23 protein-coding genes are annotated in these 22,109 nt (G+C 70.2%); 8 read left to right on the top strand and 15 right to left on the bottom strand.

Annotation, left to right across the window (positions count from 1 at the left end; genetic code table 11):
* Positions 1-64 precede the first annotated feature (64 nt).
* Positions 65-1,114 carry a LacI family DNA-binding transcriptional regulator gene (locus H4W81_RS06560; RefSeq protein WP_192773951.1) on the top strand — a complete coding sequence of 350 codons (1,050 nt, stop codon included), beginning with the start codon at positions 65-67 and terminating at the stop codon, positions 1,112-1,114.
* Here the strand turns inward: H4W81_RS06560 and H4W81_RS06555 are convergent.
* Positions 1,080-1,472 (bottom strand): YchJ family protein, encoded by a 393-nt coding sequence (locus H4W81_RS06555; protein ID WP_318781563.1) that lies wholly within the window; start codon positions 1,470-1,472, stop codon positions 1,080-1,082. The two genes, H4W81_RS06560 and H4W81_RS06555, sit on opposite strands and share 35 nt — an antisense overlap.
* Positions 1,469-1,954 carry a glutathione peroxidase gene (locus H4W81_RS06550; protein ID WP_192773949.1) on the bottom strand — a complete coding sequence of 162 codons (486 nt, stop codon included), beginning with the start codon at positions 1,952-1,954 and terminating at the stop codon, positions 1,469-1,471. Before H4W81_RS06550 ends, H4W81_RS06555 begins: the two co-directional genes overlap by 4 nt.
* Before the next feature lie 179 nt (positions 1,955-2,133).
* Between H4W81_RS06550 and H4W81_RS06545 the strand changes: the two genes are divergently transcribed.
* Together H4W81_RS06545 and H4W81_RS46795 are read left to right on the top strand one after the other, a co-directional pair.
* Positions 2,134-2,529, top strand: a complete 396-nt coding sequence (locus H4W81_RS06545; protein WP_192773948.1) for an aggregation-promoting factor C-terminal-like domain-containing protein — start codon at positions 2,134-2,136, stop codon at positions 2,527-2,529.
* 315 nt (positions 2,530-2,844) lie between these two features.
* Entirely contained in the window at positions 2,845-3,390 is a 546-nt protein-coding gene (locus H4W81_RS46795) for an aggregation-promoting factor C-terminal-like domain-containing protein (RefSeq protein WP_225958489.1), read from the top strand.
* Positions 3,391-3,437: 47 nt separating this feature from the next.
* Here H4W81_RS46795 and H4W81_RS06535 read toward each other — a convergent pair whose 3' ends face one another.
* Positions 3,438-4,085 (bottom strand): TetR/AcrR family transcriptional regulator, encoded by a 648-nt coding sequence (locus tag H4W81_RS06535; RefSeq protein WP_192773947.1) that lies wholly within the window; start codon positions 4,083-4,085, stop codon positions 3,438-3,440.
* Positions 4,086-4,164: 79 nt separating this feature from the next.
* Between H4W81_RS06535 and H4W81_RS06530 the strand changes: the two genes are divergently transcribed.
* The gene (locus tag H4W81_RS06530; protein ID WP_192773946.1) at positions 4,165-5,280 is read left to right on the top strand and encodes a ferritin-like domain-containing protein; all 1,116 of its coding nucleotides are present in this window, start codon (positions 4,165-4,167) and stop codon (positions 5,278-5,280) included.
* Positions 5,281-5,344: 64 nt separating this feature from the next.
* Here the strand turns inward: H4W81_RS06530 and H4W81_RS06525 are convergent, their stop codons facing one another.
* Both H4W81_RS06525 and H4W81_RS06520 read right to left on the bottom strand, forming a co-directional pair.
* On the bottom strand, positions 5,345-6,754 hold the full coding sequence (locus H4W81_RS06525; RefSeq protein ID WP_192773945.1) for a pyridoxal phosphate-dependent decarboxylase family protein: 1,410 nt from the start codon (positions 6,752-6,754) through the stop codon (positions 5,345-5,347).
* Entirely contained in the window at positions 6,751-8,127 is a 1,377-nt protein-coding gene (locus H4W81_RS06520) for a sensor histidine kinase (protein ID WP_192773944.1), read from the bottom strand. Before H4W81_RS06520 ends, H4W81_RS06525 begins: the two co-directional genes overlap by 4 nt.
* 229 nt (positions 8,128-8,356) lie before the next feature.
* Between H4W81_RS06520 and H4W81_RS06515 the strand changes: the two genes are divergently transcribed.
* Complete coding sequence (locus H4W81_RS06515) at positions 8,357-10,063, top strand: ABC transporter ATP-binding protein (protein WP_192773943.1); 1,707 nt, start codon at positions 8,357-8,359, stop codon at positions 10,061-10,063.
* On the top strand, positions 10,060-11,880 hold the full coding sequence (locus tag H4W81_RS06510; protein WP_192773942.1) for an ABC transporter ATP-binding protein: 1,821 nt from the start codon (positions 10,060-10,062) through the stop codon (positions 11,878-11,880). Before H4W81_RS06515 ends, H4W81_RS06510 begins: the two co-directional genes overlap by 4 nt.
* A 54-nt stretch (positions 11,881-11,934) precedes the next feature.
* Here H4W81_RS06510 and H4W81_RS06505 read toward each other — a convergent pair whose 3' ends face one another.
* Complete coding sequence (locus tag H4W81_RS06505) at positions 11,935-12,246, bottom strand: hypothetical protein (protein WP_192773941.1); 312 nt, start codon at positions 12,244-12,246, stop codon at positions 11,935-11,937.
* Between the two features lie 128 nt (positions 12,247-12,374).
* Here H4W81_RS06505 and H4W81_RS06500 point away from each other — a divergent pair, with 128 nt between their 5' ends.
* Positions 12,375-13,256 carry an SCO6745 family protein gene (locus H4W81_RS06500; protein ID WP_192773940.1) on the top strand — a complete coding sequence of 294 codons (882 nt, stop codon included), beginning with the start codon at positions 12,375-12,377 and terminating at the stop codon, positions 13,254-13,256.
* 14 nt (positions 13,257-13,270) lie between these two features.
* Here the strand turns inward: H4W81_RS06500 and H4W81_RS06495 are convergent, their stop codons facing one another.
* Together H4W81_RS06495 and H4W81_RS06490 are read right to left on the bottom strand one after the other, a co-directional pair.
* Entirely contained in the window at positions 13,271-13,603 is a 333-nt protein-coding gene (locus H4W81_RS06495) for a YidH family protein (RefSeq protein WP_192773939.1), read from the bottom strand.
* Between the two features lie 2 nt (positions 13,604-13,605).
* Positions 13,606-13,941 (bottom strand): DUF202 domain-containing protein, encoded by a 336-nt coding sequence (locus H4W81_RS06490; RefSeq protein WP_192773938.1) that lies wholly within the window; start codon positions 13,939-13,941, stop codon positions 13,606-13,608.
* 62 nt (positions 13,942-14,003) lie between these two features.
* On the opposite strand from H4W81_RS06490, the gene H4W81_RS06485 reads away from it, so the two are divergent.
* Complete coding sequence (locus H4W81_RS06485) at positions 14,004-14,921, top strand: DUF3500 domain-containing protein (protein WP_225958488.1); 918 nt, start codon at positions 14,004-14,006, stop codon at positions 14,919-14,921.
* On the opposite strand, the gene H4W81_RS06480 is transcribed toward H4W81_RS06485, so the two are convergent.
* The 7 genes from H4W81_RS06480 to H4W81_RS06450 are packed head-to-tail and all read right to left on the bottom strand — an operon-like array spanning position 14,918 to position 22,060.
* Positions 14,918-15,304 (bottom strand): hypothetical protein, encoded by a 387-nt coding sequence (locus H4W81_RS06480; RefSeq protein ID WP_192773937.1) that lies wholly within the window; start codon positions 15,302-15,304, stop codon positions 14,918-14,920. The two genes, H4W81_RS06485 and H4W81_RS06480, sit on opposite strands and share 4 nt — an antisense overlap.
* Before the next feature lie 39 nt (positions 15,305-15,343).
* Complete coding sequence (locus tag H4W81_RS06475) at positions 15,344-16,600, bottom strand: ABC transporter substrate-binding protein (protein WP_318781562.1); 1,257 nt, start codon at positions 16,598-16,600, stop codon at positions 15,344-15,346.
* A gap of 49 nt (positions 16,601-16,649) precedes the next feature.
* Positions 16,650-17,792: a branched-chain amino acid ABC transporter permease gene (locus H4W81_RS06470; protein WP_192773935.1), complete on the bottom strand. Its 1,143-nt coding sequence runs from the start codon at positions 17,790-17,792 to the stop codon at positions 16,650-16,652.
* A complete protein-coding gene (locus H4W81_RS06465) occupies positions 17,789-18,676 on the bottom strand; it encodes a branched-chain amino acid ABC transporter permease (RefSeq protein ID WP_192773934.1) in 888 nt (295 codons plus the stop codon). Before H4W81_RS06465 ends, H4W81_RS06470 begins: the two co-directional genes overlap by 4 nt.
* Positions 18,673-20,505, bottom strand: coding sequence for an AMP-dependent synthetase/ligase (locus H4W81_RS06460; protein WP_192773933.1), 1,833 nt, complete (start codon positions 20,503-20,505; stop codon positions 18,673-18,675). Before H4W81_RS06460 ends, H4W81_RS06465 begins: the two co-directional genes overlap by 4 nt.
* Positions 20,502-21,287: an ABC transporter ATP-binding protein gene (locus H4W81_RS06455; protein WP_192773932.1), complete on the bottom strand. Its 786-nt coding sequence runs from the start codon at positions 21,285-21,287 to the stop codon at positions 20,502-20,504. The genes H4W81_RS06460 and H4W81_RS06455 overlap by 4 nt, the downstream gene beginning before the upstream one ends.
* Complete coding sequence (locus H4W81_RS06450; RefSeq protein ID WP_192773931.1) at positions 21,284-22,060, bottom strand: ABC transporter ATP-binding protein; 777 nt, start codon at positions 22,058-22,060, stop codon at positions 21,284-21,286. Before H4W81_RS06450 ends, H4W81_RS06455 begins: the two co-directional genes overlap by 4 nt.
* Positions 22,061-22,109: the final 49 nt, after the last annotated feature.

Raw genomic sequence — 22,109 nt, 5'->3', positions numbered from 1 at the left:
GAGACCAGCTGCTGTTATTGATTCGAGCTGGAAAGCCGGTGGAACCCATGCTGGAATCGTTTCCATGAAGCGCACGACCATCAAGGACGTGGCCGAGGCGGCGGGGGTCGGCGTGGCCACCGTCTCGAGGGTGCTGTCCGGCGGGTCGGCCAGTGACGAGACCCGCGAGCGCGTGCTCGCCGTGGCCGCGCATCTCGACTACCGCCCCAGCGCGCTGGGCCGCAACCTCCGTCAGCAACGTACCGGCGGCATCGGTCTCCTGCTCCCCGATCTGACGGACCCGCTGTACGGCGGGCTCGCCGAGGGCGTGCTGGCCTGCGCCCGCTCGGCCGGCGAGCCCGTGCTGGTGGGCTCGACCGGCGGCGATCCGGAGCAGGAGTCCGAGCTGATCGGCATGCTGCTGGAGCAGAGCGTCGACAAGGTGGTCGCGGTCCCCTCGGGCGACGCCGACACCTGGGGTCCCGCGCTCAGGACCGGCATGACGGTGGTCTTCGCGGGCGAACGGCCCGACGAGCCCACCGAGGAGCCCGTCGACGACCTCCTGCTGCTCGACGGGCTGAGGAGCAGGGGCGGCGACCTGGCCAGGGCGGAGGGCGGCATCCCGACCGTGCTGGCCGACGACCGCTCGGGCGTGCGCACCGCGGTGCGCTACCTCAGGGGGCTCGGCCACCGCCGCATCGCCTACCTCGGCGGCCCCGGTCACTCCCGGCGCGTGTCGGCGTTCAGGGAGGCGCTCGGGCCACTCGTGGACGACGACCTGGTCGTGTTCGCGGGCGGCACCCGCGACGCGGCCTACGCGGCGGCCTCGGGGCTGTTCCAGAGCCGCCCCGACCTGACGGCCGTGCTCGCCGGCGGCAACCAGCTGGGCGAGGCGGCCGTGCTGGCCGCGAGGGAGCTCGACCTGCGCATCCCGCGCGACCTGTCGCTGGTGATGTACGACGACGTGCCGTGGGCGGAGCTGTGCTCGCCACCGCTGACCGTCATCGCGCAGCCCGCGCGCGACCTCGGCTACCGCGCGGCCGAGCTGGTGCTGCGGGCGGGCACCCGCCGCCCGCGCAGCGTGCTGCTGCCTACCGAGCTCATCGTGCGGGGGAGCTGCGGACCTCGCCGCTGAGGTAGACCCACGCGCCATCGTGCCTGGTGAACCTGCTGACCTCGCGCATCTCCCCCGCCTTGCCGCGCCGGCTGAACCGGGCGCGGAACTCCACCGTCCCCTCGTTGTCGGCGGGGCCGCCGCCGCTGGTGGCGACGATCGACAGCCGCTTCCACCGCAGGTGCGGCTCGAAGCCGAGCTCGGCCGGTCTGGTGGAGGGGTGCCAGCTCCTGAGCAGGTAGCCCGCGTCGCCCACCGCGAAGGCGCTGTAGCGCGAGCGCATGAGCTGCTCGGCGGTCTCGGCCGCCGCCTCACCCCTGTGCAGGCGCCCGCAGCACTCGTCGTACGACGCGGGCAGCCCGCACGGGCAGGAACTCACAGGAGCTTCTCGATCGCGGAGACGACGGCGGGGTCGGTGGGCTCGGTGGCGGGCCGGAACCTGGCCACGACCGCGCCGTCCCTGTCCACCAGGAACTTCTCGAAGTTCCACTGGATGTCGCCCGCCTGACCCTCGGCGTCGGGCGTGGCGGTCAGCGACGCGTAGAGCGGGTGCCGGTTCTCGCCGTTGACCTCGGCCTTCTCCAGCAGGGGAAAGTCGACGCCATAGGTGGTGGAGCAGAATTCCTGGATCTCCTCGGCCGAGCCCGGCTCCTGGCCCATGAACTGGTTGCACGGCACGCCGACCACGGTGAAGCCGCGCGGTCCGTACTCCTTCTGGAGCTCGACCAGGCCGGAGTACTGCGGGGTCAGGCCGCATCGGGAGGCCACGTTCACGATGAGGAACGCGCTGTCGCCGGTGAGCTCGGCGAGGGTGGCCGGGGCGTCCGCGATCGTGCGGACCGGGATGTCACGAAGACTCATGATCCGACCCTACTCCGCGAAAATTGTGACGGGGTCCACATTTGCCGGTCATAAGCCCTGAACAACCACAAGATCGGATCTTTACTGACGATCTACCTTTTCATGGTCAATTAGCGACAAATGCCCCCGGTGCGGCAGGGTGACGCAGTCCCCCGATCCCCTTCGAAAGGGAATACCGCATGTCACGCCGTACCAGCGCGCTGCTCGTCGCCGCCACGTTCGTGGTGGCGGGAGCGGGCACAGCGACGGCCGCCTACGCGGAGAGCGGCAGCAGCAGCAGCAGGAACAAGTCCATCGCCAGGCCCATGGTGGCGGACAAGGGCTGGGGCAAGGCCCAGTTCGGCTGCCTCGAGCGGCTCTGGACCAGGGAGAGCGGCTGGAACCACCGCGCGGGCAACGGCTCGGGCGCCTACGGCATCCCCCAGGCGCTGCCCGGCCGCAAGATGGCCAGCGCGGGCCGAGACTGGCGCACCAACCCCAGGACACAGATCGAATGGGGTCTTTCCTACATCAAGAAGCGGTACGGCGCGCCGTGCGCCGCCTGGTCCCACTTCCAGTCGCGCGGCTGGTACTGATCGCTTTCCCCGACTCGCACCCGTTGTTCGAATAATCATGGTCACCCGGGCTCCGGGGCGCGCCAACGCGGATTCGCCACCTCGTAAAGTCCTTTCCTTTCCCCGCTTCCGGTCCCTGACCAGTGGCGACATCGCGTACTAGAAACCGCCTAGAGACACGTCGCGGCGTCTTCGGGGCCGTCCAGCACGATCGGGCGGAAAAAGGATCCCCGTAAGGCCGCGCGGGCCCTACCTCGCCCGAGCCACGGGCGCGGTTCGGCAGGGCGCTCCCTCGCGGGAGGCCCGCCCGCACGCGACCGGACAGCAAGGATCGAGTTGGACAGCAAACGCGCTCTCGTCCTGGTGATCGCTTCTGTCGCGTTCACCGGCGGGACACACTCGACCGTCCTGGCCGACACGGAGTCGACAAGGAAGGTCCACCAGCGGACCTGGACACTGGACGCGCAGCCTCAGGTGATCCATCGTCACATCTGGACGACGGACGCACATCCCACGGTGATCCATCGCGACACCTGGGAGACAGAGGCGGAGCCCAAGGCGCGGCCCAGCACGCCGGGCAAGGGCACCAACAAGCAGATCGCCCTCGACCTCGTGGTGCAGAGATCGTGGTCGATGCGCGAGTTCGAGTGCCTGGACAGCCTCTGGACAAGGGAGAGCAACTGGAACCATCATGCGGAGAACCCCTCATCGGGGGCGTACGGCATCCCGCAGGCGCTGCCCGCGGTCAAGATGTCGGGCGTGGGAAGCGACTGGCGGCACAACCCGACCACCCAGATCCGCTGGGGGCTGAAGTACATCAAGGGCCGGTACGGCAAGCCGTGCGGCGCCTGGGGTCACTTCAGATCGCACAATTGGTACTAGGCAGTCGCCAAGGGGAAGTGGCGGCTGCCAAGGAAGGGCACCCGGGCTCAGCCCCGGGTGCCCTTCTTGTCGAGGTGGACGGCGATCGCCTGGATGAGCAGTTCGAGGCCGAAGTCGAACTCCTCCTCGTGGTCGCACGCGCCGAGCAGCGAGGCCAGCGAACTGACCTCGGGAAACAGTTCGGGATCGACCTTCTCGACCACGGCGGCGGCGCCCTGCACGGGCGCGAAGGTCGGCGTGACGCCCACCTCGCGCAGCAGCGAGCCGATGATGTAGGCGATGAACAGCCGCAGCATCCGCACCGCGTCGGCCCCGTCGAAGCCCGCCTCGCGCAGCGTCGACAGCGCCCGCTCGACGGGCAGCAGCCCCGCGTTGGAGTGGAGCTGGCGGCTGACGACCAGCATGGTGGAGCGCGGGTAATGGTGGGCGATCTGCCGGAACGCCCTGGCCTGCATGCGCACCCTGTCAGTCCAGTGGGCCCCGGGGTCGTCGGTGAACTCGATCTGCGACAGCACGGCCTCGGCGAGGCCGTCGAGCAGCGAGGCCTTGTTCGGCACGTGGTTGTAGAGCGACATCACCCCGACACCGAGGTCGGCGGCGATCCTGCGCATGGACACCGCGTCGGCGCCTTCGCGCTCGATGAGATCGATCGCGGCGGCGACGATGCGCGCGCGGGACAGCGGCTCGGAGGGCATAGCTCATTCTATTGACGTACGTACAGCGTACGTGCAAGTCTCGAAGACATACGTACGGTGTACGTCCCCTGGAGGCCGCATGTCGACGCACGATCTTTACACGATCCCCGCCGAACTCTCCACGTGGAACGTGGACATGGCCGGATCCAGCCGTTTCACCTGGGAGTACGACGACGGCAGGGACCGCATGCTCGCCCTCTACCAAAAGGGCAAGGACAAGCAGTGGGACTCGGTGAAAAGGATCGACTGGGACCTCGAGGTCGACCCCTACAACGTGCTGGGCATCCCCGACAACACCATCGCCATCTACGGCACACCGCTGTGGGAGCGCATGGACGAGAAGACGCGGGCCGAGGTGCGCAGGCACGGGGCCGCCTGGCAGTTCTCGCAGTTCCTGCACGGCGAGCAGGGCGCGATGATCTGCTCGGCGCGGATCGTCGAGTCGGTGCCCGACCTCGACTCGAAGTTCTACGCCGCCACCCAGACGATGGACGAGGCCAGGCACGCCGAGACCTACGCCCGCTTCCTGCAGGAGAAGGTGGGCCTGGCCTACCCGATCAACGAGCATCTCAAGGCGCTGCTCGACTCGACGCTGTCCGACTCCAGGTGGGACATGCCGTACCTGGGGATGCAGGTGCTGATCGAGGGCCTGGCGCTGGCCGCCTTCGGCGTCATGCGCGACATCACCACCAAGCCGCTGCCCAAGCAGATCCTCGCCTACGTCATGCAGGACGAGGCGCGGCACGTCGCGTTCGGGCGGATGGCCCTGCGCGACTACTACCGGAACCTGTCGGAGACCGAACTGCGCGAGCGCGAGGACTTCGTCATCGAGGGCTGCTACCTGATGCGCGACCGGCTGCGCGGCAGGGAGACCTGGGAGACGCTCGGCCTCTCGCGCGCGGAGGTCGAGGAGGCGATGACCGCCGTCGACCAGTCGGAGTACCTGCGGCTGTTCAGGTCGCTGCTGTTCAGCAGGATCGTGCCGTGCGTGAAGGACATCGGCCTGTGGTCGCCCAGGCTGCAGCAGGCCTACGCGGACATGGGCGTGCTGGAGATGGCCGGGCAGTCGCTCGAGGCGCTGATGAAGCAGGACGAGGACATCGCCGACAAACTCGACGCGGAGCGGTTCGCCGCGGAGGAGGCCGAACGCCACGCGGAGGTGTCGGAGACCATCGCGATGGGCGCGACTTCCTGACGAGCCGGGGCCGGCGGGTGTGGGATCTCGCGGAAGGCGAGACCCCACGGCGCCGGGCCGCCGGTCAGAGCCGGTCGGCGAGCTCCCTGAGCACCTCCCAGAAGTAGTCGATGTCCTCCTCGGTGGTGCGCCAGTTGACGATCGCCGGGCGCAGCGCGGTCCTGCCCTGGTAGGTGGTCGTGCCGGCGTAGACGCGGCCGTCGGCGATCAGCGCCTCGCCGAGACGGCGGTTGAGGTCGTCGAGCTCCTCCTCCGGCACCCCCTCGGGGCGGTGCCTGAAGCACACCACGCACAGCGGGACGGGGGCGAGCAGCTCCATGTTGGGCGCCTTCTCCACGGCCTCGGCCAGGCGCAGGGCCAGGTCGTGGTGGCGCTCGACCAGGCGCGCGTAGCCCTGCCTGCCGTACGCGGTGAGCGTCGCCCAGATCGGCAGCGCCCGCGCCCTGCGTGACGACTCGGGGCCGAGGTTGTTGTAGTTGACGTCGGCGGGCAGGTAGTGCGCGCCCCAGGCGCCGAACGACCTGAACATCAGGTCCTGGTCGTGGACGAAGACGAAGCCGCTCTCGTAGGGGACGTTGAGCCACTTGTGCCCGTCGGCGGTGACCGAGTGGGCCCGCTCCACGCCCTCCACCAGGTGCCGCAGGCGCGGGGAGGCGGCGGCGAACAGGCCGAAGGCGCCGTCCACGTGCAGCCAGGCGTCGTACCTCTCGGCCAGGTCGGCGAGGTCGGCGAGCGGGTCGAAGTCTCCCGTGTTGACCTCGCCCGCGTTCCCGACGATCACGGCGGGCCCGTCGAGCGCCGCCAGTTCCCGCTCCATCGCCGCCAGGTCGACCCGGCCCGCGCCGTCACGCGCGCACACGGTCACGCCGTCGCGGCCGACGCCGAGCATCTGCAGCGCCTTGCGGCTGCTGGGATGGATGTAGCCGCTCGCCAGCACCGGCATCCTCGGCAGTCCCGCCAGTCCCTGAGAGGTGACGTCGGCGCCGTGACGCTCGCCCCACCACTGCCGGGCGCACGCCAGGCCCGTCAGGTTCGCGAACGTGGCGCTCGGGGTCAGCACCCCGCCGTACGCCGAGGGCAGGCCGAACAGGTCCTTGAGCCATTCGAGCGCCACCCGCTCGGCCCTGGCGGCCAGTGGCGAGGTCAGGTGCAGGCCGCTGGGCTGGTCGAGGAGCGAGGTCACCCAGTCGGCGGCCTGCGCGGCCGGGGTGGCGCCACCGATGACGAAATGGAAGAACCGCGGGCCCGAGGTCTGGGTGGAGGCCTCCGTCCCCACCGCGAGCAGCCGCTCGACGGCCGCCATCGTGCCTTCTCCCTCCTCGGGGAGCGGGCCTTCCAGCAGGTCGAGGAGGTGGTCGGCGGAGCGGTCGTGGACGGGGCGCCCGCCCAGTGAGCTGAGGTACGGCTCGGCGGCCGAGGCGACAAGATTCAGCGCGGCGGGGGCCTGCTCCCGCTCGGACAACGGATCACTCATTCCCGGATTGTGCCTCCTTCTTCACCGGGCGGGGCGAGCGGGAGGCGCAGTACCAGCCGGGCGCCCTTCACCGAGTCGCCGACGTGCAGGGTGCCGCCGTGTTCGGTGGCGATGTCGCGGGCGATGGCCAGGCCCAGCCCGGTGCCGCCGGTGTCGCGGGAGCGGGCCGTGTCGAGCCTGGTGAACCGCTGGAAGACGGCGTCCCGCTGGTCGGCGGGGATGCCCGGCCCGTCGTCGCGCACCTCGACGACGCCGTGCGAGCCGCAGCGCGAGACCATGACGTGGACGGCGCCGCCGCCGTACCTGTCGGCGTTGGACAGCAGGTTGGCCAGCAGCCGGTCGAGGCGCAGGCGGCTGCCCCGCACCATCAGGCCCGGCTCGACACCGGTGGTGAAGGGCAGCCGGAAGGAGTGGCGATCCAGTTCGCCGACCACCAGCTTGCCGAGGTCGAGCAGCTCCTCGGGAGGCCGCGCGCCCGCGTCGATACGGGCCATGAGCAGCAGGTCCTGGACGATGGCCGACAGCCGCCTGGCGTCGCCGAGCACCTCCTCCAGCGTCTGGGTGCACTCCTCAGGGTCCGGCGTGGCGGCGCACGCCTCCAGCCGCACCAGCATCGCGGTCAGCGGGGTGCGCAGCTCGTGCGAGGCGTCGGAGACGAAGCGGCGCTGCCGCTCGACGGCGTCCTCCAGCCGGGCGAGCGTGTCGTTGACGGTGATCGTGAGCTCGGCCACCTCGTCTCCCGTGTCGGGCACCGGCATCCTGTCGCCGAGGTCGGTGGCGCTGATCTGCTCCAGGCCCGACCTGATGCGTTCCACCGGGGCCAGGACGCGGCCGACGCCGACCCACGTCGCCCAGCCCAGCAACCCGAGCAGCGCGAGCGCGCCGGCGGTCAGGGTCGTGGCCACGAGCGGGACGTTCAGCGCGGCGGACTCCTCGACCGCGGCGTAGGCCACGGCGGGGCCGTAGGCGGTGGACCTGTTGCTCGTGCCCACGACGATCAGGCAGTCGCCGCCCTCGGGGCAGACCCTGTCCACCACCCTGGAGTCGCCGCCGCCCGGCACGGCGCGGGTGAGCGGCGGCCGCCCCTGGAGCGCGGCGCCGGCGGCGACCACCTCTCCCCTCGCGTTCACGACCTGCAACAGGCGCACGTCGTGCTGCGGCGGGATCGCGCCCTCGACAGGGCGGTCGTCGACGAGGATGGTGACCATGCGGCTGGCCCGGTCGGCGCGGTCGACGAGCTCGGCGCGCACCCACGAGGGCACGGTCAGGCAGAGGGTCACGACGCCGGCCAGGAGGACGACGCCGAACAGCGCCACCGTGGCGGCCGTCATGCGGGCCCTGATGGAGCGCGGGCGCAATCTGCTGAGCTGCACCTTTCCACGGTCACCGACGGCTGCTCACGGCTCGTGCAAACGGGGCTCACGAGCGGCTCACGAGCGGCTATAGAACCTCTCACGAACCTGGAGCGGGTCCGCGGACGGTCACGCGCGCCCCTGCTCGGATTAAAAAAATGGATTGATCCCACGGATTAACCTAGAAGGGATGCCTCCCGATACGAACTCCCCCAGACGTCCCCTGCTCTCTTCCAACTCACTGTGGCGCATGCGGTCCTATCTGCGCCCCTACATCGGCAAGCTGGTCTTCATCTGGCTCGTCGCCATCCTCGGCATAGCCGCCAGCATCACCTTCCCCCTGGTGGGCAAGGAGGTGATCGACGCCAGGCAGACCGCCGACCTGCTCCCGCTGGGGCTCCTGGCGGTGGGCGTGGGCGTCGCGGAAGCCCTGATGATCTTCCTCAGGCGATGGGTCCAGACCAAGCCCGTCCTCGGCCTCGAGACCGAGATCCGCGACGACCTCTACGAGCACCTGCAGCGCCTGCCGATGGCCTTCCACAGCGACTGGCAGTCGGGTCAGCTGCTCTCCCGCGCGACGACCGACCTGTCGACCATCCGCCGCTTCCTCGGCTTCGGCATGCTGTTCCTGGTCATGAACGTCATCCAGCTCACCACGGTGACGATCGTGCTGCTGAACATGTACTGGCCGCTGGGCCTGCTGGTGGCGGCGTCGGCCGTACCCATCATCTGGGTGTCGCTGCGCTTCGAGAAGAAGTACATCAAGATCTCCCGCCAGGTCCAGGACGAGCAGGGCGACCTCGCCACGCTCGTGGAGGAGTCGGCGATCGGGATCCGCACGATCAAGGCGTTCGGCCGCCGCCACCACGTCTACGACACCTTCGACGACTCCGCGCGCAAGGTCTACGCGACCTCCCTCGACAAGGTCGGCCTCTCGGCCCGCTTCTTCACCTTCCTCGAGGTGATCCCGAACTTCACCCTCGCCCTGGTGCTGCTGCTGGGCGCGCTGGCGGTGGGCACGGGCGCCCTCACGCTCGGCACGCTGGTCGCCTTCACCACGCTGATGCTGCAGCTGGTGTGGCCGATCGCGAGCCTCGGCTACATCCTGGCGATGGCGCAGGAGTCGATGACCTCCGCCGACCGCGTCATGGAGGTCATGGACACCGTGCCCTCGATCCAGGACGGCTCGGAGACGATCGAGAACCCGCGCGGCCACCTGCGCCTCGAGGGAGTGGGCTTCCACTTCCCCGGCGCCGACCGCCCGGTGCTGCGCGACGTCTGGCTCGACGTACGGCCGGGCGAGACCGTCGCCGTCGTCGGCGCCACGGGCTCGGGCAAGACCACGCTGACCGCGCTGGTGCCCCGCCTGGTGGACGTGACCTCGGGCCGGGTCACCATCGACGGCCACGACGTGCGCGACCTGAAGCTGAGCGTGCTGCGCGACGTCGTCGCCACCGCCTTCGAGGAGCCCACGCTGTTCTCGATGAGCGTGCGCGAGAACCTCACGCTCGGCAACCGCGACGCCACCGACGAGGAGGTGCGCGGGGCGCTGGAGGTGGCGCAGGCGACGTTCGTCTACGACCTGCCATGGGGTCTCGACACCCGCATCGGCGAGCAGGGCATGTCGCTGTCCGGCGGCCAGCGTCAGCGCCTCGCGCTGGCGCGGGCCGTCCTGTCCCAGCCGAAGATCCTGGTCCTCGACGACACGCTGTCGGCGCTGGACGTCGAGACCGAGGCGCTGGTGGAGGAGGCGCTGCGGCACGTGCTGCGCGAGGCGACGGGCATCGTGGTCGCGCACCGCGCCTCGACCGTGCTGCTGGCCGACAAGGTGGCGCTGGTGCGCGACGGCACGATCACCCACGTCGGCACCCACCAGGAGCTGCTGGCCAACGTGCCCGAGTACCGCGAGCTGCTGGCCCAGGACGCCGACCTGTCCGAGGAAGGAGCGCTGCGATGACGGCCACCACCGACTGGCGCGGCGTCGCCTCGGAGAACAAGGACGACCTGCCCGAGAAGGTCTCGCTGCTGCTGCGCACCCGCTCGCGCAAGCTGCTGACCGACCTGCTCAGCCCGCACCGCAAGGCGATCGCGCTGCTCACCGCGGTCATCGTCTGCTCCAGCGGCGCCGGCCTCGCCATCCCCTACCTGGTGAAGGTCGGCATCGACTCAGGCATCCCGCCGATGGCCAGGGGCGAGGGCGCAGGCACGCTGCTGACTGTGATCGCGGTCATCCTGGCCGCGGCCATCACCCAGGCGCTGACCAGGCAGGCCTTCCTGAAGCTGTCGGGCCGCATCGGCCAGGACATCCTGCTCGAGCTGCGCCGCAGGGTCTTCGACCACTTCCAGCGCCTGTCGCTGGCCTTCCACGAGAAGTACACCTCGGGCAGAGTCATCTCGCGGCTGACCTCCGACATCGAGGCGATCGCCGAGCTGCTGCAGTCGGGCTTCGACGGGCTGGTCACCGCGGTGCTGACGATGTTCGGGACGGCGGCGCTGCTGCTGATCCTGGACGTGCACCTGGGGCTGGTCGCGCTGGTGCCGCTGCCGATCCTGCTGCTGTTCACCCGGTGGTTCCGCCGCCAGTCGGCCATCACCTACCGGCGGACCAGGGAGACGGTCGCGCTGGTCATCGTCCACTTCGTGGAGTCGATGACCGGCATCAGGGCCGTGCAGGCCTTCCGCCGCGAGCCGCGCAACCAGGAGATCTTCGGCCAGCTCAACGCCGACTACCGCGACGCGAACGCCCGCGCGATGCAGCTGATCGCGCTGTTCATGCCGGGCATCAAGCTCATCGGCAACCTCACGATCGCCGGTGTGCTGATCTACGGCGGCTGGCTGGCCTTCCACGACGAGGTCACGGTCGGCGTGCTGGCCGCCTTCCTGCTCTACCTGCGGCAGTTCTACGAGCCGATGCAGGAGATCAGCCAGTTCTACAACACGCTGCAGTCGGCGGGCGCTGCGCTGGAGAAGCTGTCGGGCGTGCTGGAGGAGGAGCCCTCGGTCCCCGAGCCCCCGAGCGGCGCGGAGCTGCCCAGGGCGCGGGGCGAGGTGCGCTTCGAGGGCACCGCGTTCGCCTACGTGCCCGAGATGCCGATCATGCCGCCGCTCGACCTGGCCATCCCCGCGGGTCAGAGCGTGGCGCTCGTGGGCGCGACGGGCGCGGGCAAGACCACGCTCGCCAAGCTCATCGCTCGCTTCTACGACCCCACCGAGGGCAGGGTGCTGCTCGACGGAGTCGACCTGCGCGACCTCGACGAGACGACCCTGCGCGGCGCCGTGGTGATGGTGACGCAGGAGAACTTCCTGTTCTCCGGCACGGTCGCGGAGAACATCGGCTTCGGCCGGCCCGGTGCCTCCCGCAGAGAGATCGTCGAGGCGGCCCAGGCGATCGGCGCGCACGAGTTCGTCTCGGCGCTGCCCGAGGGCTACGACACCGAGGTCGGCAAGCGCGGCGGCCGCATGTCCGCGGGCCAGCGGCAGCTGGTCGCCTTCGCCCGCGCCTTCCTGGCCGATCCCGCCGTGCTCATCCTGGACGAGGCCACCTCCTCGCTCGACGTGCCGAGCGAGCGGCTGGTCCAGCGGGCGCTGCGCACGATCCTGGCCGACAGGACCGCGCTGATCATCGCGCACCGCCTGTCGACGGTGGAGATCGCCGACAGGGTGCTGGTGATGGACAAGAGCGTGATCGTCGAGGACGGCTCGCCCGAGCAGCTCATCGCCTCGTCGGGCCGCTTCGCCGGCCTGCACCAGGCCTGGCTGGACAGCCTGGCCTGAGCAGGTGAAGGGGTGCGGCTCCGCCACGGCGGAGCCGCACCCCCACGTCGCCGGCTACAGGATCGGCGCCCGCCACGTGAACTTCAGCCCCGTGTCCTGCGCGACCTCCCTGGGGGCCGGCACCACGGGCTCGGCACTCCTGGCCAGATATCCCGAGGGGAACGTGGTGATCTGGACCGACCCGCACTTCGGGCAGCTCCGATCGGAGTTCGGCGGCTGCACCGGCAGCCCCGACCTCAGCCAGACCTCCACCTCGTTGCCGTGGTCGTCGGTGATGTGTCTGACGAAGTACTCCTCTTCCCAGACATGCCAGCAGCACTGGCATTCGAACGGCCACGTCTCCTTCGTGTCAAAGCCATCTCGCACGAGGACCACCTCCGGCTCTCTTCCGAGTGTCCGCCACAGCCCCCGGCGCTCGCAAGCCATTGACGAGGGAGAAAGCGGCCCGTAGGTTCCCATACCGACCGGTTGGTTCAGGAGTGAGGAGAGCGTCGATGGTCGATCCCCACGTGGCGAGGCGCGCTTGGCGACGCCTCGAGCCGGTGCACGGCATGATCTACTTCGTCCCCGAGGCGAGCGAGCGGTACGCCGCTCTGGGCCTGACCGGGATGTCCGGCTACTTCGCCTCCAGGGCCGCCGCCTTCGGCGAGGCGGGACCCGAGGTGGTCATCGCGACCTTCTTCAACTTCAACCCCGTTCTCGTCCGGCGGGCGCTGCCAGCCGCCTGGGAGACGACCACCCCCGCCAAGGTGCTCGCCGCAAGGCTCGAGGCGGCCGACGCGGCGCTGCGCAGGGGCGGCATCGACCGCGCCGGGGCGCTGGACGAGACGCTCGCGCTGGCCAGAAGGGCGGCGGAGGCGGCGACCGAGCACCCGCACGGCAGGCCGCTGTTCGCCGCGCACACCTCGCTGCCCTGGCCGGGCGAGCCGCTGCGCGACCTGTTCCACGCCCAGACGCTGCTGAGGGAGTTCAGGGGCGACGGCCATGTCGCCGTGCTGGTCTCGGAGGGCCTGTCGCCCGTGGAGGCGCTGGCGCTGCACGCCGCGAGCGGCGACGTGCCCGAGATCTTCCTCAGGGCGACGCGCGGGTGGCCAGAGGAGGCCTGGACGGCGGCGGCCACCTCCCTGCGCTCCCGGGGTCTGCTCGCGGACGTCACCGAGGATGGACCCAGCAGCGGAGGGCCGACCGGCGGCGGATCGGCCGGCGCGGGTCTTACCGAGGCGGGCAGGCGGCTGCGCGCGCACATCGAGGCCAGGACCGACGCGCTGGCCCTGCCCGCCTACGCCGCGCTGGGCGAGGAGGGGTGCCGGCGGCTGGCCGAGCTCGCCCAGCCGTTCGGACGGGCGGTGGTGAGCGCGGGGCTGCTCGGGCGGTAAGCCGTCCCAGAAGCCTAGAAGCGCGAGACGATCACGAAGCAGACCGCGCCGGCGACCACGCACAGGGTCCCGATCCAGGCCAGGAGGGCGTCGGTGCGGTCGTCGAGCGGGTCACCGCGATGCAGGGCGCGCTGAACGGCGCGGAAGCGGGCCGCGGTGCGGACGAGCAGGATCCCCCCGCACAGCGCAGCCAGCACGAACCCGGTCACGAACAGGGGGCCGAGGCCCGCGCGCGCCGACAGGCCCGCCGCGGCCAGCCCGCCCGTCGACAGCGCGACGGCGGTGCGCACCCAGGCCAGGCGGGTGCGCTCGCTCTGCAGTCCAGGGTCCCAGATCTCGCTCGACATGGTCAGACGGTCATCAGGATGAGGACGAGGGCGACGACCGCCACCGCGGCCACGCCGTACCCGAAGACCGCGGCCAGCGCGGGCGGCGGCAGCGGGGCCTGGTTGCGCAGCGCGCGCTGGATGTTGCGCCAGCGCGGATAGGCCATGCCCGCGGCCAGCGCGGCGAGCGCGACCAGCATCACGGACAGGACGGTGCGCGCCCAGGGGACGAAGACGTGGTCGGCCACGGCGGCCATGGCCACGCCGCCCGCGCACAGCGCGAGCGAGGTGCTCAACCAGGTGAGGAACGTCCTCTCGTTGGCGAGGGTGAACCGGGGATCGGGCTCGGTGCCGTTCATGCCTCCCACGCTAATTCGACCCCATTTCCCCTAGAGAAGCCGGGATAGGAGATCCTGGGATCATGCGCATGGCGGAGATCGCGGCACAGTTCCTCGGCAGCCTCACAGAGCCCCAGCGGCAGGCCGCCGCCTACTCGTTCGACGACGCGCTGCGGCTGCGCTGGACGTACGTGCCCGCGCCCAGGCCCGGCGTCTCGCTGCTCGGGCTGGGGAGGGAGGCCCGCAAGGCGGCGCACCGGCTGCTGGCCACGGCGCTGTCGCGGCACGCGTTCGCCCAGGTGGTCACGATCATGGCGCTGGAGGAGGTGCTCGACCTCGACGAGGGCGGGCGCAGGGGCCGCCACAGCGACGACTACCATCTGGCGATCTTCGGCACGCCCGGCGACGCCGAGTGGAGCTGGCGCTTCGAGGGCCACCACGTGTCGGTCACGGCGACGGTCAGCGGCGGGCGGGTGGAGGTCGCGCCGCTGTTCCTCGGCGCCCACCCCGCGGGGATCTGGTACGGCGGCGCCCCGGTGGTGCGGCCCCTCCCGCTGGAGGAGGAGCTGGCCAGGGCGTTGCTGGACGAGCTGTCACCCGCCCTGCGCGGGCAGGCGATCGTCGCGGACGACGCGCCCGCCGACATCCTGACCGGCACCTCGGTGGTGACCTCCACGCTGGAGCCGCTGGGGCTGCGCGGCGCGGTCATGGGCTCGGGAGAGCGCGAACTGCTGGCCGGGCTGACCGCCGTCTACCTGGACCGCCTGGCCCCCCACCTGCGGGGGAGCCACGACGCGGCGCAGCTGTCGTTCGCGTGGGCGGGCTCCGTCACGCGGGGGGCCGGGCACTACTACCGGATCCAGGGGCCGGGCCTGCTGATCGAGTACGACAACACGCAGGACGCCGTCGACCACGCCCACAGCGTCATCAGGCGTCCCGGCGCGGACTTCGGCGCGGCGATCCTGCCCGCGCACCTGGCCGGCGAGCGGGAGGGGACCTAGCTGCAGGCTTCCTTCAGCTTGGTCAGGTAGGCGGTGGTGTCGGTGCCGACCTTCTGGACCGCGTCGACCGCCTCGTTGGCGCTGTTGACGTCGAGCTTGCCGAGCGTGGTGGCCAGGTCGTTCGTCGCATCCTTGAGCGTGGTGTTGGAGGCCTTGTCGGCCACCTCGCCCAGCTTCTGCGAGGCGGAGTTGAGCTCCTTCTCCATCGCCGCGGGGTCGTTGACCAGGGTGCCGATCTTCGTGACGGTCTCGGTGATGATTTTGGGGGCCTCCAGGCAGGCCTGGGCCTTGTCGACCGTCGCGTTGATCTCACTGCACCCGGTGGCGAAGACCGCTACGGCGAATGCGGCGAGGGGCACGAACCTGCTGGAAACGAATCGCATACCGACGACCCTATCCAACGGCCGCGCCCCTCGCGATGATCAGGACAGTTTGCCGAAGCAGGGGCCGTCCATCGTGTAGCCCTGCGCGGTGGGCCCGGTGAAGAAGTCCTTCACCTCCGCGACCCCGGTCGGCGCCGACTCGTCCACCTTGTTGATCAGCGTCTGGCGGAAGGTGGCGGCGTTCGCGTCGCCGGCGAAGTTGCCCGCCTCGGGGGGCAGCATGCCCTCGTAGTCGACGGTCGAGAGCGTCTTGACCGCCGCGAGCAGGCCCTTGCGGCTGACGTCGCCGCCGGCGACCATCTTCTCCAGCGCCGCCTTCAGCGGGTAGGACCACGCCCAGCCCGAGGTGTAGCCGTCGTTGGGCGTCACGCCCGGAAGCGCGTCACGCATGGCCTGGTGGCCCGGCGTGTCGGCCCCGTAAGGGCGGCCCGGCGACGACTGCTCGTACAGCGCCTTCAACGCGGGCGCGGCGGGCGACTTGAGCAGCGCCGGGTTCCAGGTCGGGCCCGTGCCGATGAAGCGGCCCTTGAACCCCGCGGCGGCCGCCTGCCCGATGATGGCGGCGGCGTCGGCGGGACCGGTGGTGAGGATGACGAGGTCGGGCTTGTTCTTGGTGATCTCGGTGATCGCCCTGCCCTGCTCGGTCGCGCCGGGAGGCGTCTCCACGGCGGTGAACTCCAGGCCGTTCTTCTCCGCGGCGATCTTCGCGCCCGCCGCCGCGTCGGCGCCGTAGTCACCGGCCAGGTGCACGGCCATCACGGTCTTCGGCTTGTAGGCCTCCATCGCGTAGTCAACCGAGTTCATGGCCTCGATGCAGTAGTTGGACCCGGTCTCCACGATCACGTCCTCGAACTCCCAGGCGGAGGTCCAGGAGGCGGGCGCGGAGACCACGCTGTTGGCCTTGAGGTCGTCGATGATCGCCGCGGTCGTCGGCGAGCCGAGCGTCTGGGCCAGGCCGAGCACCTTGTCCTTGATCTCGTTGTAGACCTGCCGGTGGGTCTCGGGGTTGTACTTGTTGTCCCTGACGTAGCTCTCGACGTCCACCTCGTACTTGCCGCCGATGCCGCCGGCGGTGTTGACCCGCTTCCAGAAGGCCTTCTGCGCGTCGGTGATGGGGACGGCGAGCGCCGCGAAGGGGCCCTGGGTGAGGTCGGAGATGGTGCCGAGGTAGATGCAGCCCTTGGCCTTGTCGATCGCCTTGGGACACGGTTCCTTGGTGACGCCCGTTGCCACGGCGCCGCCCTTGCTGCCCTCGTCGTCCCCCCGGATGACGCCGCACGCGGACAGAAGGGCCACTACCGCAACTCCAGTCACGAAATAGCGACTCTTCACGAAATTTCCTCTCTTAGTAGGAGAAGGGCCAGCTCTTCCAGTAGTTGCGTACGCGGACCCAGACTCCGAACAGGCCGCGCGGCTCGAAGACCAGGAACAGGATGATCAGCAGGCCGTACAGCGCGGTCTCGACCTGGAAGACGTTGGGCGTGACCGTGGTGTCGGCGCTGACGAACGGCACCAGCGAGGGCAGCGACCTGGTCAGCGGCTGCAGCAGCGAGATGAACAGCGCTCCTGCGATGGCGCCAGACACCGTGGCCACGCCGCCGATCAGCACCATCGCGATGAACTGCACCGACAGCAGCAGACTGAAGGAGCCCGGCTCGACGTAGCCGGTGATGCTGTAGAGCAGCGCGCCCGCGCACCCCGCGTAGAAGGAGGAGATGCCGAAGGCCAGCACCTTGTACCTGGTCAGCGGCACCCCCATCACCTCGGCGGCGATGTCGCGGTCGCGGACGGCCATGAACGCCCTGCCGATGCGCGAGCGCGCGAGGTTGCGCGCGGCGACGGCGAAGGCGATGAGCGCGCCGAGCATCAGCAGGTAGAGCAGCTGCTCGCGGGTGCCGAGCGGCCCGTCCTGGTCGAGGCGCACGCCGAACAGCTGCGGCACCGCGGCCGAGCGGCCCACGCCGGGCCCTCCGGTCAGGGCGTCCCACTCCTTGAAGACGTGCTCGCCCAGGAAGACCAGGCCGAGTGTGACGACGGCGAGGTACAGGCCGCGCAGCCGGGTGGCCAGCGGCGCGACCAGCACACCCGCCAGGGCGGCCAGCAGCCCGGCGGCGGGCAGCCAGATCCAGATCTCGGCGACGCCGAACCCGATCGTCCTGCCGCCGGGCGGGCTCGACAGCGCGGCCCCGGTGTAGGCGCCGATCGCGACGAAGAAGGCGTGGCCGAGTGAGACCTGGCCCGCGTAGCCGGTGACGATGTTGAGCCCGATGGCCCCGATGGCCAGCACGTAGGCGCCGGCCAGCACCTCGAGCGAGCGGTCGGCCAGCACGACCGACAGCCCGAACGCGGTCAGCACCAGCAGCCCCGTCCAGACCTTCTTGGCCCTGGTGTCGAGCAGGGCCATGTCCTGGGCGTAGGAGGTGTAGAGCAGCGGGCGTCCGCGGGGCCTACGAGACCGTCCGGTCGGTATGTCTGGGGCAACGGTCATACCCGCTCCACTTCTCTGGTGCCGAACAGGCCGTAGGGTCTGACCAGGAGCACGAGCAGCATCACCACGTACGGCGTGACCACCGCGAAGTTCTGCCCCAGCCATGGCGCGAGCTGGCCCTGGTAGCTCTGGAACAGCGACTCGACCACGCCGATCGTGAGCCCGCCGACCACCGCGCCGCCGAGCGAGTCGAGCCCGCCGACGATGATCGCGGGCAGCGCCTTGAGCGCGATGATCCAGGTCAGCTGCTCGACGCCCTGTCCGGTGCCGACGAACATCCCGGCGATCGCGGCGAGGAAGCCCGCCAGGCCCCACGACAGCGCGAACACCATGCCGACCGAGATCCCCTGGGCGAGCGCGGTCTCCTGGTCGAAGGCGGCCGCCCGCATGGCCAGGCCGTACCTGGTGTAGCGGAAGAAGGCGAACAGCAGGCCGACGAGCACGGCCGTGACCGCGAGCATGGCCAGCCACCTGGTCTGCACCACGAACGGGCCGAGGGAGACCTGCGTGAAACCCCACGGGTCGCCCATCTGCCGCACGTCGCGCCCGATGAAGGCGTTCACGACCACCCGCACCACCACGTCGACGCCGAGCGTGATGATCGCGACCACGAAGAAGGGACGGCCCACCATGGGCCTGATCGCGATCCGCTCGATCACCAGCGCCACACCGGCGATCAGCAGCCCCGCCAGCAGCACCGCCAGATAGAAGCCGGTGACCTCGGCCAGGTAGCTGACCGCGACGGCACCCGCCAGCATCAGCGAGGGCTGGGCGAAGCTGATCACCCTGGTCGCCTTGTAGATGATCACGAAGCCGAGCGCGAGCAGCGCGTAGACCGAGCCGTTGCCCAGCCCTCTGATGATCGACTCCACCACGTCCGTCACCGGCGGTACATCCCTTCGACCAGCTCCTCGAAGAGCTTGGCGATGGCCGAGCGCTTGACCTTCTGGGTGGCGGTGAGCTCGCCGTCCTCGTGGTCGAGCTCCTTGGGCAGGAAGGCGAAACGCCTGACCTGCTCGACTCTGGCGAACCTCGTGTTGACCTCGTCGACGATGCCCTGCACCAGCTCGCGCACCTCGCGTTTCTCCGACAGGTCCCGGTAGGTGGTGTAGGAGAGGCCGCGCCTGCGCGCCCACTCCCCCACGGTGTCGAGCTCGATGCCGATCAGCGCCACCAGGTAGGGCCGCTGGTCGCCGATCACCACCGCCTCCTTGACATACGGCGAGGCCTTCAGCGCGTTCTCCATCTCGCTGGGCGCGACGTTCTTGCCGCCGGCGGTGATGATGATGTCCTTCATCCTGTCGGTGATGCGCACGTGCGTGCCGTCGACCCATTCGCCGACGTCGCCGGTGTGCAGCCAGCCGTCCTCGTCCAGGACGTCGGCGGTGGCGCGGGGGTTGCGCCAGTATCCGGCGAAGGTGCCGGGGTGCCGGGTCAGGATCTCGCCCGTCACCTCGTCGATCCTGAGCTCGACGCCCTCGTGGGGCTCGCCTACCGTGCCCAGCTTGATCCGGCCCGGACGGTTGCCCGTGGCGATCGCGGTGTTCTCGCTCATGCCGTACACCTCGTGCATGGCCACGCCGATGCCCATGTAGAACTTGAGCACGTCGGGCGCGATGGGAGCGGCGCCCGAGGCCGCGTAGCGGACGCGCCGCATGCCGAGGCGCTCGCGCAGCGCGCGGTAGCACATCAGCCAGCCCAGGCCGTAGAGCACTCTGGTGGTGAGCGTGTGCGTGCCGCCGGTGCGGACGAGGGTGTCGCCGATGCGGTCGGCGACGCGCAGCCAGAGGCGGGTGGTGAGCCGTTTCAGCGGAGACGCGGAGTCGATCTTGATGTTGACCTGGGCGAGGATCTTCTCCCAGATGCGCGGCACGCCGAACAGGATGGTCGGCTGGACCTCGCGCAGGTTGGCCTGGACGGTGTCGATGGACTCGGCGAAGTTCACCTGCACGCCCGCCGCCGAGTTGAACCACACCGTGAAGGCGCGCTCGGCGACGTGGCACAGCGGCAGGTAGGAGACGACCAGGTCACGCTCCGAGGGCGGGGGCGAGGTGAAGCCGCCGTTCTCGACCAGGGTCCGCACCGCGAACTCCACGTTCGCCACGGTGAGCATGACGCCCTTGGGCGGTCCCGTGGTGCCGGAGGTGTAGATGAGCGTCATCACGTCGCCGGGCTCGGCGGCGGCCATCCGCTCCTCCAGCGGACCGGCCCGCTCGGCGCCCATGGCCAGCAGCTCCTCCCACGACATCAGGCGCGGGTCGTCGTAGCGCCCCCTGATGCCGCGCGGCTCCAGGTAGACGATGCGCTCGAGGTCGGGGCACTCGTCGATGACCGCCAGCGCCTTGTCGACCTGCTCCTGGTCCTCGGCGATGAGGATCTTCGCCCCCGAGTCCGACAGCAGGTAGGCGACCTCCGCCGGCGGGTTGGTCGGGTAGAGACCGACCGTGATGCCCCTGATCGCGACCGTGCCCAGGTCGGCGTAGAGCCATTCGGGCCGGTTCTCCGAGTGGACGGCCACCCGGTCGCCTGGCTCCACGCCCAGGGCCAGCAGGGCGTGCGCGACCAGCTCGACGTGCATCCAGTAGGAGAACCAGGTGACCTCCTTCCAGATCCCGAAGTCCTTGTGGCGCATCGCCACCGCGCCCGGGTTCTCCTTGGCCCTGCGGCGCACCCTGGTGGCGATCGTCTCCGTCCTCGTTGCCGTCATCGTCATGCGGCGCCTCCCAGGTACGCCTCGATCACCTTCGGGTCCTGCTGCACCCGCGCGGGCGTGCCGAGCGCGACCTGACGGCCGAAGTCGAGCACGAGCACCCGGTCGGCCAGGTCCATGACCAGGCCCATGTCGTGGTCGACGAGCACGATGGGGATGCCGAGCTCGTCGCGGATGTCCAGGACGAATCTGGCCATGTCCTCGGTCTCCTCGAGATTCATCCCCGCGACGGGCTCGTCCAGCAGCAGCAGCCTGGGCTCCATCGCCAGCGCGCGCCCGAGCTCCACCCTCTTCTGGACCCCGTACGGCAGCAGCCGCACCGGGTGCCTGCGCCAGGCCTCCAGCTCGAGGAAGTCGACGATGTCCTCGATCCTGGCCCTGGCCTCCAGCTCCTCCCTGCGGGCCCGGCCGCGCCAGAGGATGGCCGACAGCGCGCCGTAGCGGAAGTGGCAGTGCCGGCCCAGCATGAGGTTGTCGAGCACGGTCAGGTTGTGGAACAGCTCGACGTTCTGGAACGTGCGGGCCAGTCCCATGGCGGCGATCTCGTGCGGGCGCCTGCCGAGCAGGTCCTCGCCGAGGAACGTGACGCCGCCCTGCTGGGGGCGGTAGACGCCGGACAGCACGTTGAAGATGGAGGTCTTGCCCGCGCCGTTCGGGCCGATCACGGCGAACAGCTCGGCGGGGCCGACGGTGAAGGAGACGCCGTCGATCGCCTTCACCCCGGCGAACGACAGCCGCACGTCCCTGACCTCCAGGACGTCGGGGACGGGATCCGGGGCGGTCATGAGAGCCACCGCTTCCTTCTCTTGTAGTGCTTGACGTCCCTGAAGGACTTGGCGGCTCCCTCGGCGCCCAGACCCAGGTAGAACTCCTTGATGTCGTCGTCGGCCAGCAGCTCCGCCGCGGGCTTGGCCATGACGATCTTGCCGGTCTCCATCACGTAGCCGTGGGCGGCGATCGACAGCGCCATGGTGGCGTTCTGCTCGACCAGCAGGACGGTCGTGCCCTGCTTGTTGATCTCGATGATGAGGTCGCGGATCTGCGCGACCAGCGCGGGAGCCAGGCCGAGGCTCGGCTCGTCCATCAGCAGGTAGCGGGGTCCGGCCATGAGCGCCCTGCCGACCGCTAGCATCTGCTGCTCGCCGCCCGACAGGTAGCCCGACACGCTCTTGCGGCGCCGCTCGAGCACGGGGAACAGGCCGTAGACGCGGTCCAGGTGCGATTCCGTGGCGGTGTGGCCGCCGACCTTGAGGTTCTCCTCGACGGTGAGCTCGGCCAGGATGCGGCGGCCCTCCATGACCTGGCTGACGCCCTGGCGGACGATCTGGGCGGGTCTCAGGGTGTGCAGCGGCCGGCCGTCCAGGGTGACCGAGCCCTTGGTGATCTCACCGTCGTGCACGTCGAGCAGCCCGGACAGCGCGCGCAGGAGGGTGGTCTTGCCCGCGCCGTTGGCGCCCAGCAGCGCGACGATCGAGCCGGGCGGCACGGTGAGACTGACTCCGCGCAGCACGAGCATCACATCGTCGTACACGACCTCGAGATTGCGAACCTCAAGCAAGCGGGCCTCCTAGGTGGGGACCCCCCGATGAGAGAAAGAGTCGCCTTCA

Origin of the sequence: Nonomuraea africana, from assembly GCF_014873535.1 — a bacterium.
GTDB lineage: Bacteria > Actinomycetota > Actinomycetes > Streptosporangiales > Streptosporangiaceae > Nonomuraea > Nonomuraea africana.
Note: the sequence above shows the minus strand (reverse complement) of the source record. Positions and strands in the feature narration are given on the sequence as shown.